This window comes from Streptomyces sp. NPDC058308 (assembly GCF_042880275.1).
Classification (GTDB): domain Bacteria; phylum Actinomycetota; class Actinomycetes; order Streptomycetales; family Streptomycetaceae; genus Streptomyces.
The window spans coordinates 106,022-119,204 of sequence record NZ_JBHVZA010000022.1 but is presented as its reverse complement, the minus strand read 5'-3'; the positions used below and the strand labels follow the sequence as shown (position 1 = coordinate 119,204).

The window sequence follows — 13,183 nt, the reverse complement described above, 5'->3', positions numbered from 1 at the left end:
GGGGGGCGGCGGGGCTCAAACCCGGGCCCCCCCCCCCGGGCCCCCCGGGGGGGGCCCGGGCGGCCCCCCCCCCGCCCCCGGGGCCGGGGCCCCCCCCCCCCCCCCCGGGGGGGCCCCCCCGCGTCCCGGGTTCATCCGGTGTCGCTGGGCACCCTGCACTCGTCGGGCTGGTGCCTGCCCTCGGGCCAGCCTATGCCGACGAACTCCAACGCCTCGGTACGCGGGTTGAGTTCGACGACGGCGACCGGTTTGTCATAGGCGTTGCCCGCGTTGGTCAGACAGATCCAGCCGCTGGTCCCGCGCACGCGGTTGACCGCTTCGATGCGCTGCCACATGTCGGAGACCCGCTTCAGCGGCGGCACCGTGCCCGAGGTCTGGGCGTTGGCGAGCAGCACGGCCTTGGCTATGGTCCGCGTGCCGTCGTACAGCAGCATCGTGCGGGAGTCGTCAAGGCCGGTCGGCCCGATGTCCCCGGCGCTGCCCTTGCTCATGAGTGAGCGCAGCGCGTCCAGCTCCGCCTTCGGCTCGGTGAAGTAGGCCGGGCCGCCGCCCTTGGCGCCGTCCTTGCCGCTCAGCTGCCTGCTCCAGGCCGCGGGGTGGCCGGGCGCCGCGTACTGCACCTTGACGACGGGTTCCGTGCCGCCGCCGCGCAGCCTCGCCCAGTCGTCGCCCTTCATGTAGCGGTCGAGCGTCGCCGCGCCCGAGCCGCTGACGATCGTGTACTTCTTCCCCCTGCACTGCACGTCGGCCAGCTTCAGCGCGAAGAGCCGCAGGTGGACGGGGCGGCCCGCGAAGTACACGTACCGCGCCGTGGACTGGCAGATGTTCTGGGCGATGAGGGTGAAGTCGTTGCCCGTGTCCCCCGGGTCGGTGATCGAGGGCGAGTCGAACGTCTGGTCCTTGGGTCCCGGCGGGCCGCTCTCGTCGCGGCTGAACGCCTGGGCCAGCGAGTTGTTGTAGATGTCGTGCGGCCGCCTGTCCCGCACCAGGACGGTCTCCTCGTCCTTGAGTCTGCCGTGGAAGCTGGCCAGCGCGGCGGCCTGCTGGCGGTTGGTCGGGATGATGCGGGCGAGGCCCGGATAGGGGTCCTTGCCGGAGCTCTTCTCCGGGTTGGCGAGCCCGTCCGCGCTGACCCGGCCGGCCAGGACCGGGATGTGCAGTTCGCGGGTGAGCCGCGCGATGGCCTTCTCGGTGGCGTCCAGGCTGAGGTTGAAGCCCGTGACGGCACGGAGGCTGCCGTGCTCGCGGTCCGTCATGCCCGCCAACTGGTCGACGACGCGCTCCTGTTGGGCATACGCGTCGCCGGGGTTGGCGAGGACGAGGCGCAGCAGCGGGGTGTTCTCCTCACGGTTGGCCCGGTACTGGGCGAGGTAGGCGCCCTGCACCTCGCTGCGGAGCTGCTTGCGCTCGGCGGCGATGTCGGGCTGGAGCGGCAGCATCAGGGCGACGGTGACGTGCGGCTTGTCGCCGACGAACTCCTCGTTCTCCTTCGCGATGGCCCGGGCCACCTTGTCGATCTCCGGCGTGCCGAAGGCGTACCCGGTGCCGTTGACGCCGATGCACTCGCCGCCGTGCTTCTCGACGCCGGTGGCGCAGCTCTCCGGTTCGCCGATCGGGGGCAGGAACACGTACAGAAGTACGCCCGCGGCCGCGAGGCCGAGCAGCGTGAGGATCCTGCGCATCCAGTTGGCCAAGAACGTGTTGTACAGCCAGTTCCCGAACTGTCTCAACGCTGCCCTCCCCTTGGTCCTGCCCCAGTTGGCCGGCCCGGTCAGCCGAACCCGATGTGCTCCGTGCACACGCACCGCTGCAGCGGCTGCTTGTCCTCGGCCCGGTCGCCCCAGTCGCGGGCCATGCGGATGAGCAGCGCGGCCCCGTCCGCGGCCCTGGCCACGTCGGCGCCCTCAGGCCCCTGGTCGCGCACCGCCTCGTCGGCGGCGCGCGCCAGCTCCTCGCTGAGCTCCCGCAGGGGCCCGCGCAGCATCCCGGGCACGGTCTCGTCCAGCGGCCGCGTCCGGTCCTCGGTGAGCCACACGGCGTGCAGCAGCCGGTCGATCCGGCGCCGCAGGGTGTCGCCGCGCACCTGGGTCTCACCGAGGGCGTGGGCGTACCGGTCGTCGGCCGTGCCGATCAGCGCGGCGTCCGCGATGGCGAGCAGTTCCTCGCACCATTGGGCGATGGGGCGGGTGCGGAACGCCTCGGCCAGGTACCGGGTGACGAGGTCGGCGCCGTCGGAGGCGAGGAGGTGGTGCATGCGGTGCGCCCCGGCGGTGACGAACAGGGCGTCGGGGTGGCGGTCACCGAGGTCGCGGTAGTGGCCCTGCAGCAGCGCGTGGTCCGCGTGCCAGGCGGCGCCCCCGTCGCGCAGCCGGTGCAGCCTGCGCGTCAGCAGGCGGCGCAGGCCGAGGTCGCCGATGAAGTGCCGGGGGCAGCGGGGCCAGCCGGTGTCCTCCAGGAGTTCGGCGATGCGGTAGGCGTTCAGCTGCTCGGTGCGTCCCTCCTGCACGGCGCGCATCAGGGTCTGGGCGCACTCCACGTCGTGCGCGACCGAGAGGTGGGTGAGCAGGTCGAGCCAGTGGCCGCGGTGTTCCGGCGGGAGTTCCTCGGGGCGCTGGCGGACGACGAGTTCGTCGACGAGTGCGTCGGCCACCGGGCGGTCGGCGACGGGGCGTCCCAGGTCGTCCTCGCCCGCGGGCACCCGGGCGTCCAGGATCGCCCAGTCGGTGCACTCCTCGGGGTCCGGGAAGACGGCCGCGGCGGTCGCCTGGCCGAGCCGGGTCACGAACAGCGGGCGGCCGCCGCTCAGCCGGTGCACACCGCTGTGGATACGGAGCCGTACGGCGTTGTCGGGCTGCTCGTGGCCGCCCCGCAACCGGCTGAGCTCGTCCTTCTGCCGGTCGCGGGTGAGGGCGGGCATGCGGACCAGGAGGACACCGCGCCACAGGGGCGCGTGGTCGGGCACCCCGCCCGTCGGACGGCTCCACTCGGGCAGCGTCCCCGTGTGGGGGTGCCAACTCGCCGTCCCGTCATGGCTGTTGCCCGCCCGGTGCAGGTAACGGCCGCCGTCCTCGCGGCGGGCGGTCGCGAACACGACGAGCCGGTCGTGGCGGCCCCGCTCCCGGTCCTCAAGGGCAGGCTTCAGCAGCCGCCGGCCGAGGGCGTTGTCCGCGTGGTCGAGGAGCAGGGCGGGCCGGCCGACCCGCGTCATGCGCCCGCGTACGGACTGGTAGGCGGCGTCGAGGTCCTGCCGCAGCGCCCGGAAGAGGAAGCCCTCGGCGATCCGTCGTGCCTCCCCGCCCTGCTGGAAGTCCTCGCCGAGCGCGCGCAGTCCGGACAGCGGGTGGCCGCCGGCGCCGGGGTACTCGCCGTAGCAGGCGGCGAGGGCCGCCCGGCCCTCGGCCGAGGCGCGGGCGAACAGCCCGTCGAGCAGCGCGTTGAGGAAGGGCCCGGCCAGCGGACTCGTGACGAGCCCCGTCAGGTACGCCACGTAGTTCTTCGCCGTCCCCTTCAGCACCCCGCGCCAGAAGGAGCCCGGCGGCAGGATGCCTTCGAGGCGGCCCACCTCGTCGACCAGGGGCGCGGCCCGGGCGAGGCGGTCGCTCGCCGCCACGGCCGCGAGCCCGGCGTACAGCCGCGGCACGTCGATCCCGCCGCCGTCGCCGCCCCAGTCGCCGTACTGCAGCGCGACCTTGCGGAGCACCTCGGTCACTTCCGAGCGGCTGCCGGGCCGCTCCTCGGCCTGCTCACGGCAGTCGGTGAGGGCGCAGTCGACGTACGCGACGGGGACGCGCGGCCCGAAGTGCCGCCGTACGCACCGCAGCAGGCGTCCTTTGCCGGTGCCCGGTCCGCCGACGAGCAGCACCACGGGGAGGTCGGGCCCGTAGAGCGGATCCCGTCTGCGCCCGGCCGCGGTCCTCCCTAGCAGCCGGGCGATCAAGCCGCCGTCGTCCAGCAGCTCGTCGAAACCGAGTTCATCTGGCACGGGCCCTCCGTGGGCGTGGCGGCAGAGGTCACCGGATGATGGCTCGTCAGGTTAACGAGGGGGCACCCGTTTGGCGAGAGCGTGCCGCGCGGCGCCGGGGCACGGGCAGGCGGGGGCGGCGGGAGGGGCCGGGGGCGCCGGCCATCACCGGGCTCCCGCGCGACAGTTGCCGGGCCAGGCGGCGCAGTCCGCGGTACGTGGCCGACCGCACCGCCGCGGGCCGCTTGCCAAGGGCCCTCGCGACGGCGTGGGCGTCGAGACCCAGGACCACCCGCAGCAGCACCGCCTCGCCCTGGCCCGGCGGCAGGGCGGCGACCAGGGCCAGCACGTGCTCCGTCGAGAGCGTCTCCAGGGCGCGGCCCGCCGTGTCGTCGACGGCCGGGACGTCGAGCACGTCCTGCTCGGTCAGCGTGGCCCGGGGCCTGCTGCCCAGGCGCCGCAGGTGGTCGATGGCGCGGTGCCGCGCGACGGTCGCGGCCCAGCGGCGGAAGTCGGCGCCGTTCCCGCGGAAGCGGTCCAGGTCCCGGATGATCTGCAGCCAGGCCTCGGAGGCGACGTCTTCCGCGTCGTCGCGGACGAGCCCGCGCAGGAATCGGAGAATGCCGGGATGCACGCACCGGTAGACGGCGGCGAAAGCCCTCTCGTTCCCCTCCCGCGCCTCTTTCAGAGCCCGCGTCAGCTCGTCGTCACAAGCCGCCGAACGGCGATGTTCCCCACCCTGCGCCACGCGCTCCTCCTAGGGCCCTTCTGACGGCTCTCCGCGGGAGGAGGAGCGGCGTCCGGTGCGTGCGATCGGCGTGCGGTGGTAAGGGTCATGTGGCGGAGCCACCTGTCCCTTACCACCGTGCGGCGAGCGTGCGTGCCGGGCGTCGCGACCCCGCGGAGAGCCGTCAGAAGGGCCCTGGCCCCCGCTGACACTGCCCACCGTGCCCGTGCCCTGTCTCGCCCGTGCTGTGCAGTACCCGCTCGACAACCGGCCGAAGCCCGCTTCACGCCGCGTGCCGTACCCGGCCGGGCAGTGTGAGGTAAAAGGTCTGGAGCGAGGCTTCGGAACCGTTCATTCCGCCCCGCTCCAGGCAATTGACGACCTTGCCGAGGGGGTTCCACACGCGGCCGTCCGGCATGCGGACACCGACGGTCTGCCCGAAGAACTCCCGCTGTTCGGCGTCGAAATCGACCCAGACGGCACCGGCGCGGCGCACGAGGACCTCCCCGACGTAGGCCCCGAGTCCCCACAGCGTTCCCGCGATGTCGCTGTGCGCACGGCCTCCCTTGCGGAGGCCCTCGATGAGGAAGTCGACGACACGCAGACTGGCGACGGAGAAGTCGAGAGGGAGACGGTTCCGGGCGGTCGCCTGCGCGACGAACCCCCGCGCCTGCTCCCGCATCTCCCCCGCACTCGCCGCCTGTCTACCCTCACCGTCCATGACTTCCACCCCTTCGCCTCGGCAGCAGGGAGGGAGCAGACCGCTCCCTCCCTCTACCAAGCGGGAGGCCATGCCCTCCTGTGACGGGGACCCGTCATGCTGCTTCTCACACGACCTGTTCCCCCGGCACGTACAACCATGGGACGCGGTCATGCGTCAGGCCGGCCGCCTCACTCCTCCCACGGGTCGATGCCCTGCGCCCACAGCCGGTCCTCCTCCGCCTTGGCGAGGAACCGTGCGATCTGGGCGCCGGAGAGCGATTCGGCCCCCGGGGGGCACGGCTCGGCCAGCCCCTCGATCAGGTCGCCCAGAAACTGGACCATGCCGCATTCGAACCTGGTCCAGCGTCCGTCGTCGTTGTTCCAGACGACGACCGGCCATTCCTCCGGGGCCCCCGATGCCGCGTCCCAGCACAGCACGTCCGCGCTGTCGGTGACTCCCCAGGCGACGAGCCGGGGGGCGGCCGACGGGGTGAAGAGCCGTTTCGGCTCCCTGTCCCAGGTGACACGAGCCGTTCTCGATTCCGAGGACATTCCGTCACCCGGCTCGTCGTTTTGGACCTCGGGGCCCAGAACGACGAGGCAGTCCTCGATCGCGCCGGGTCCGTAGAGGTCCATGAAGGCGACATAGTCGGCGGGAAAGCGGCTGCCCCAGGACTCCTCGGTCCCCGCCCACGACACGTTCGTCGGCTCACCGGGCGGCGGCAGCAGGGAGGTGAGCCTTTTCAGCTCCGTCAGCATCCGTTCTCCTCAGGTCGGCAGCGTGCGCCTGCGCCGAGGAACCTATGGGGCGGTATCCGACGCGTCAACGCATGCCTCCTGTCGGGACGGGGTCGCCGCTTGCCGGGGACCGGAATCCCCCCAGGTTTCTGCCGTTCGTCAGTTCGTTGTCGATGAAGACGCTGAACCGGATTCCCCCGCTGCCGTCGGCGTACGTTCCGACGGCCGTCATGCGGAATCCCGTGGCCACCGTCCGGTTCCCCTTGTAGCGCGGGGTGACCCGGTAGTACACCGATTGCCCTCCGCTCACGGCGTCGCTGACCTTCGTTTCGTACTTCCGCATGTTCTCGCCGCCTTGCGTCGAGTCGTCCTGGTAGGTGTTCGCGCCTCGGGAACACGTGGCGATGTTCCTCTCGTCAAGCCCGTCTCCGCCCAGTTCCTTCGCGAGCAGATGGCAGGCGTTGATGTTCGACCTCGCATCCAATCCGAAGTAGCGCGCGGTCCGGCGTGCCCACTGGTATCCCGGCGGGGCGACCTTCTTGTTCTGCGTCGACGTTCCTTCGTGACTGTCCACGTACTCCTGTGTCAGGCACGCTTCCATGCCCGCGGCCCGGCCGCCGTTCGCGGAGTCGGTGTCGTCGAAGTTGTCCCAGCCCGCGCCCGCGCCGCAGCCGCCGGAGCCTCTGCGGGTCTTCGAGGACCCCTTCTTCCCGCCCCCCGTGGCCGCATCGATGGCCTTGTCGAGCGCCTTGTCGATGGGGTTGTCGAAACCGAAGAGCCAGCTGGCCCCCTCGACGGCGCTGCCCACCGGATTCCGCTTCGAGACGGTCTTCGCGCCGCCCGACAGCACACCCTTCATGTGCTTCTGGATGCCGCCGAGGAATTGCTCGACGCCGGGAATCGGGATGTGGCCGTCCAACTCGACGTTCCCGATGGGATTTCCGCCGCCGAACGCGTACCGGTTCCCCGTCAGCGGGTCGCTCCCGAGCCCCATGTCCGCGAGGGCCCCGTTGTACATGTCCCGCGTGGTGAACCGATTGAGCCCCGGACTGTAGTCCCGGAACCCCATGTCGTACGTTCCCGAAGCCGCGTCCCACCGCTTGGAGTTGAAGCGGTACGGGTTGTACGCGTCCTTCGCGGGATCACCCGCGTCGGGCTTGTCGATGCCCGTGAAGTCGGACTTGTCGTCGGAGCCGTACGCCGAATACCCGTACGTCGCCTTCGCGTTGCCGTCCTTGTCCGTGAGGGTCTCGACGTCCGTGTGGCCGTTGTAGCCGTAGAACGTGGACTCCCCCGCCGCGCCGTCGGCCCCGTGCTTCACCTGGGAGAGGCGCTCGCCCCACGGGCCGTACTGGTACGACTTCGTGAGCTTGCCGGCGACCTCCTCGCCGAGGACCTCGCCCGACATGCCGAGGTAGGTGTAGTCCGTGGACTTGCCCCCGGCGTCCGTGCGCGTGGCCGTGCGGTCCAGCGGGTCGTACGCGTACTTCGTCGTCTTCAGGGCGCCCGTCGACGCGTCCGCGCGCTCGTGCTGCCTGACCCGGTCGAAGCCGTCGTAGGCGTTGCGCTCGATGACCTTGCCGCCCGCCGTCACCGTGTCCTGACGGCCGAAGGCGTCGTATGTGTGCGTCGCCGATGCGCCGTCCACCGTCGTCTTCAGGAGGCGGTTGCGGTCGTAGCCGAACGTCGTCGTCTTGCCCTTGACCGTCTGGGACACGACGTTCGCGTTGTCGTCGTGGACGTAGGTCTCCGTGCCCGCGCCGGCGCCGGTGCGCACCGACTTCGCGAGGCGGTCCGCCGGGTCGTAGGTGTAGTCCGTCGTCGACGACAGGTACTTCGCGTGGTCGTCGGCGTTCATCTTCTTCGCCGTGTCCTGCGCCTTGTTGCCGTTGGCGTCGTAGGCGTAGGCGTGGGAGGCGACCAGCGTGGTGCCGTCCGGCTTCTTCTCCGTCTGGGACTTGAGGGCCCCGTCCAGGAAGTAGTCGTAGGCGACCGTGTTCTTGTTGGCCTTGGTCTCGGTCTTGCGCTCGCCGCGCCAGGTGTAGTCGTAGGACGTGACCTTGGGCGAGGCGTCGGTGGCCGACTTGCCGACGGACACCGTCTTGACCAGCTCGCGCAGGTCATAGGTGTACTTGGCGTACTGGTCGGGGTGCTTGAGGGTCTCGGGCCGGCCGTTCGCGTCGTAGGTGTACGACGTGGCCTTCTTCTCCTGGCCCGCCAGCGCCTCCACGACCTTGTCGACCTGGTTCAGGCCGGTGTACGTCATCGTGTACGCGTCGACCTTCGTGCCGGTCGACGTGTCGTCGATGGACGTCAGGTTGCCGTTGACGTCGTAGGCATAAGCGAAGCGCTTGCGCTCGGCGTCCGCGTCCGCCGAGTGGTCGCGGACCAGCTTCACCGTGTCCGCGGCCGCCTTCAGGTCGGCGTTCTCACCCTTCTTGTAGGTGTCCGTGCCGAGCTTGGTCCACTTGGCGTCCGCGCCGTCCTTCGCGTACGCCGTGTACGTGCCCGCCTTCGAGACGTTCAGCGTCCAGGCGTGCGGCGATGCCTTCGTGCCCTTGCCCGTCCGGGCCTGCGCCTCGGAAGCGACCAGTTCGCTGGCGCCGACCGGAACACCGTCGTCGTCGCGGGACTTGAGCTTGCCGTCGGGGTAGTGGCCCCAGCGCATGGTCCGGCTCGTCGAGCCGCCCGCCGACGTGAGCTGGCGCGCGTTCTGCTGGCCGAGGTCGTTGTAGTCGTAGGTGGTGCGGATGTCCCACACGTCCTGCGCGGACTTCACCCAGCCGTTGTCGTAGTAGGCGTACGTGGTGTCGTTGCGAGTCGTCTCGCCCGACGACGGGGGCGCCGACACCTTCTCGACCCGCCCGACGGCGTCGTACGTCGTCTCCGTCCAGACCTTCCTGTTGTAGCGGGCGTCCTTCGGGTCGTACGGCTGGATCTGCCGCGAGGGCCGGTTCAGGGCGTCGTACGTCGTCTCCGCCACGAAGTCGTCGGGCTCGGCCTCCGTGGCCACGCCGCGCGGCGTGAACACCTTGATCCGGTTGCCGGCCTCGTCGTAGCCGAACTTCGCCGTGCGGACCGTGCCGGCCGCGTGCGGGGACTCCACCACCGCGAGCTTGCCGCGCTCGTCGTAGTGGTTGAGGGTCGTGTTGTTCTCCGCGTCCGTCGTCGAGACGACCAGTGAGTCCTTGTCGTACGACTGCTTGACGGTCCGCCCCGTCGCGTCCGCGACCGCGACGACACGGTGGTTCATGTCGTAGTCGGTCTTGGTCGTGTAGTCGTCGGGGTCAGCGGTGGCGTTCTTCTTGGGGTCGATCACGCGCACGGCGTTGCCGACGCCGTCGTAGACGTAACTGACCTTCTCCTTCTTGGCGTTGACGACCGAGGTGAGCTGGTAGACCTCGTCGTAGTTGTTGGTCGTGACGTAGTCGTCCGGGTCCGACGGGGTCGCCGTGCCCTTCGGTTCCGTCGTCGTCTTGAGGTTGCCGACCGCGTCGTAGGTGTAGGCCGTCTTCCGCTCGCCGGAGGTCGCCGTGTCCTTCGGCGCGGTGGCCGCCACGACCTGGTCCGCGTCGTCGTACGTCGCGCTGGAGACCGCACCGTTCGGTGCCGTCGAGACGGTGACGTTGTCGTTGGCGTCGTACTCGGGCGCGGGCACCGTGATGAACACGCCCGCCGTCTGGTCCTTCGGCGCCTTCGACACCAGCGGGCGGCCGAACGCGTCGTACGTCTGGGTCGTCTTCTTGCCCAGCGCGTCGACGACCTCGGTCACCTGGCCGCGGACGTCGTACTCCGTGGTCGTGACCTTCGCCAGGGCGTCCGTCGTGATGCGCGGGTAGCCCGTCGCGACGAAGTCCTTGTAGGCGGTCGCGTTGCCGTTGGCGTCCGTCGCCCGGATCAACTGGCCGTAGGCGTCGTACTCGTACGACGTCGTGTAGTCACCGTCCACCGACGTGGCGACGCCCTTCGGGTCCGTGACCGTCTTCAGATTGCCCTTGGCATCATGGCCGAACCGCCAGACGCGGTTCTCCGCGGAGGTCTTGCCGACCAGATCGGCCGCGTAACCGTCCGCGCGGGTCTTGTACTCGTAGCGCACCGCGTGGGGCGGGAACTTCCCCGGCGCGCAGTCCGCCGCGGAGGGGATGCCGTCCTTGTTCTCCTCCGCCGAGCGCTCCCAGAGCGGATAGCCGGTCTTCTCGTCGTAGCAGTACGCGGTCCGCTCCGTCTTCGGGCCGTTGTCCTCCTCCAGCAGCGTGACGTTGTGCTCGCCGTCCCACGTCATGCGCGTCTGCTCGGACTTGGCGTTGGTGATCTTGACCGGCCGGTCCTGGCTGTCCGTCTCGTACGTCGTCGTGTGCTTCTCGGCGTCGGTGACCTTGGCCTCCGTGCCGCCGCCCGCCGCCGACGCGTAGGTGAAGCCCGTCGTGGTGCGCTTCCGGTCCGTGATCGTCTTGGTCGACCAGCTCGACTCGGGCCCGTCGCCGTACTCGACGTCGGTGGCGTGCCCGCGCGGGTCGGTGACCTTGGTGAGCTTGGTGTTCTTGTTGCCCTGCGCCGTGTCGTACGAGAAGGAGAAGACCTTCGGCTGCGCCGACCCGTCCCCGTCCGTGAGGCGGCCGAGCAGCCCCTTCGCCGTGTAGTGGAAGGAGACCTTGCGCCCCGAGACGTCCGTCATGGACTTCACGTGGTCGTAGATCTTCGGGTTCCACAGGTCCTTGCCCGCGACCTTCTCGCCCTTGTCGTCGATGTAGTCGTACGTCGCGTCGCCCGCCCGGTAATAGGCGACCTTCAGCGAGGTGCGGGCGGCCGGGTCCTTGATCTCCGTGAGGAACTTGACACGCCGGTTGCCCGCGTCGCGCAGCTCGTACACGTACGTCTGGGTGTTGCCGTTCTTGTCGACGACCGACGTGAGATAGCCGTCGCAGCCGATGACGAACCGGGTGCCGTCGGGCCGGGTCAGCGTCCAGGCGTCCGGGACCTCGGGGCTGCTCCCCGTCCGGCACACCGACGTGACGTCCGGCTTGGCGGTGAGCCGGTAGTGGTAGCCCGCCGAGGGCTTCCAGCTGCCGTCGCCCTGCTTGCGGAACAGGTGCTGCGTGCCGTCACCGTCGATGACGTACGCCTCGCCGGGGTCCGCGTCCGGGTGGAAGTCGAGCATCGCACCGAGCCGCAGCGGCCCCGCCGCCTGCCCCGACCAGCCGTGCCCGAGCTGGCTGTCCGACGTGTCCTGCGCGTTGTAGGTGAGCCGCGCGAAGGTGTTGATGCCGCGGCCCGGGTTGCTGAAGGCGTTGTACGACCAGACCGCGTTGCCGGAGCCGACGTTGTTCATCAGGGTCGAGCCCGCACCGGTGTTCTTGCCGGTGTACGCGTGCTGCTTCTCCAGGCCGACGCGGTCCGCGGTCGGGTCCTCGACGGCGGTGGTCTGTGCCAGGCCGCCGATGCCGGGCTTCTGCGAGAGCCAGCTGTTGTCCGTCTTGTTGAGGATGTCCCAGGTGAGCGTGTACCCCGAACGCCGGTTGCCGTCGGCCGTGTAGGGCGACTTGACCGTGGCCCGCACGGTCGCGGACGCGCCGGGGGCGAGCGCCGGGATGTCGGCCTTCAGCTGGTTGTCGGCGGTCGTGGCGTCGGTGCCGTCGGGCAGGGACCACTTGTAGGACAGCGTGCGCTGGTCCGTCGGCCAGGCCTCGGTCGTGGTGTTGGTGACCGTGACGTCCACCGGATAGGTGTTGTTCTCGGACATGCGGGCGGGCGTGGCCGGCGCGTAGTACGTGTCCCAGGGGGTGGGCTCGGCGGTGATGACGCGGAGTTGGGGGCGCCGCGTCTCGTCGGCCGCCTCGCTCGACGCGAATCGGACGGTTCCCTTGGTGGCTGTCGACTTGGTGGCTGTCGACTTGGCAGCTGGCCTCTTGGCAGCTGACGGCTTGGCGGCCGTCAGCAGAACGCCTTTGTTGGCGCTCGGGTGTTTCAGCCAGGTGCGGGTGAGCGAGGTGACGTCCCAGGCGTACGTCCCGTGCCGTCCTGTGGTGTCGGAGACGGCCGCCGTCGCGTCGCCGCCGCCCGCGCGCCACGGGGTCCCGGCGCCGGAACGCCGCCAGCTCGCGAACTTCTCGGTGAACTCCCGCTTCAGCGGGCTCAGTTCCACGAGCCGGCTGTCGCCTTTGTCGGCGGCCCGCAGCGTCAGGTCGGCCTGAAGGACGGTCGCCTTCTTCGGGATGCCGCGTACCGGGAACTTCAGGGCCGCGCGGGTGGTGCCGTACGTACCGTCGCCCGCGCCGACGCGCAGCCACTTCCCGTCCAGGTTCGTACCCGGTTCGGCGGAGGAGAGCGTGGTGTCGGAGCTTTTGCCCCGCAGTATTCGTACCGTGTGCCCGGCCTTCGGTACGCCCACGCGGCGCACCGGAGAGGCGAGCAGACGGCCGTCCCTGGTCTCGGCCAGGACGCGGTAGGAGTAGCGGCGGGCCGTCTCCGTCGCGCTGCCCTGCCGGGTCGGCTCGGCGGTGGTGTCCGTGTAGGACGTCACGCCCTTGCCGAGGGGGGCCACGAGGGTGGCGCGGGTCGCCTTGAAGTCGGGGCGGGTGGAGCGGTGCAGCTGGTATCCGACCAGGTCGTCGCCCTTGCCGGGGCCGGAGGTGACCTTCCGCCAGGACAGCTCGGCTCCGGTGCCGTGGACCACGGTGGGGACGTCGATCACCGTGCCGCCCGCGCCGTAGGTGACCTTGGGTTCGGCGGAGTTGGCGGGGTACTTCCTGGGTGGGGTTCTCGGGATCTTCGGGCGGTCCGGTGGTCTCCCGGCCTCGCCCTCCTCCGCCTGCGTGGAGGGTCTCTTTTCCGCCGTGCTCGCGACGGCGGCCTGGGGCAGGACGGCGCCCACCACCGCCGACGCCACCAGGCCGGCACACAGCCGTCGATATCCTGTTCTCACCGTGCGAACCACCCTTTCGAAACCCTCTTCCATTTGTTCTCGCAGCCTGTGGCGCCGAACTGGAAAAGGGCAGGACCGAGCACTGCTCAAGGAATTCAGGAGCAGTGCGGAAACGCGGATCAATCAGCAGGCG

At 70.5% G+C, this 13,183-nt stretch carries 6 protein-coding genes; all 6 read right to left on the bottom strand.

Annotation, left to right across the window (positions count from 1 at the left end):
- Positions 1-131 precede the first annotated feature (131 nt).
- Entirely contained in the window at positions 132-1,730 is a 1,599-nt protein-coding gene (locus ACFVYL_RS27275; protein ID WP_389720251.1) for an amino acid ABC transporter substrate-binding protein, read from the bottom strand.
- 41 nt (positions 1,731-1,771) lie between these two features.
- Positions 1,772-3,982 (bottom strand): hypothetical protein, encoded by a 2,211-nt coding sequence (locus ACFVYL_RS27270; RefSeq protein ID WP_389720250.1) that lies wholly within the window; start codon positions 3,980-3,982, stop codon positions 1,772-1,774.
- A 46-nt stretch (positions 3,983-4,028) separates the two neighbouring features.
- Positions 4,029-4,709: an RNA polymerase sigma factor gene (locus ACFVYL_RS27265; RefSeq protein WP_389720249.1), complete on the bottom strand. Its 681-nt coding sequence runs from the start codon at positions 4,707-4,709 to the stop codon at positions 4,029-4,031.
- 262 nt (positions 4,710-4,971) lie between these two features.
- Complete coding sequence (locus ACFVYL_RS27260) at positions 4,972-5,409, bottom strand: hypothetical protein (RefSeq protein WP_389720247.1); 438 nt, start codon at positions 5,407-5,409, stop codon at positions 4,972-4,974.
- A 170-nt stretch (positions 5,410-5,579) separates the two neighbouring features.
- Complete coding sequence (locus ACFVYL_RS27255; RefSeq protein ID WP_389720245.1) at positions 5,580-6,149, bottom strand: SMI1/KNR4 family protein; 570 nt, start codon at positions 6,147-6,149, stop codon at positions 5,580-5,582.
- Positions 6,150-6,213: 64 nt separating this feature from the next.
- Positions 6,214-13,050 carry a DNRLRE domain-containing protein gene (locus tag ACFVYL_RS27250; protein ID WP_389720243.1) on the bottom strand — a complete coding sequence of 2,279 codons (6,837 nt, stop codon included), beginning with the start codon at positions 13,048-13,050 and terminating at the stop codon, positions 6,214-6,216.
- Positions 13,051-13,183 lie beyond the last annotated feature (133 nt).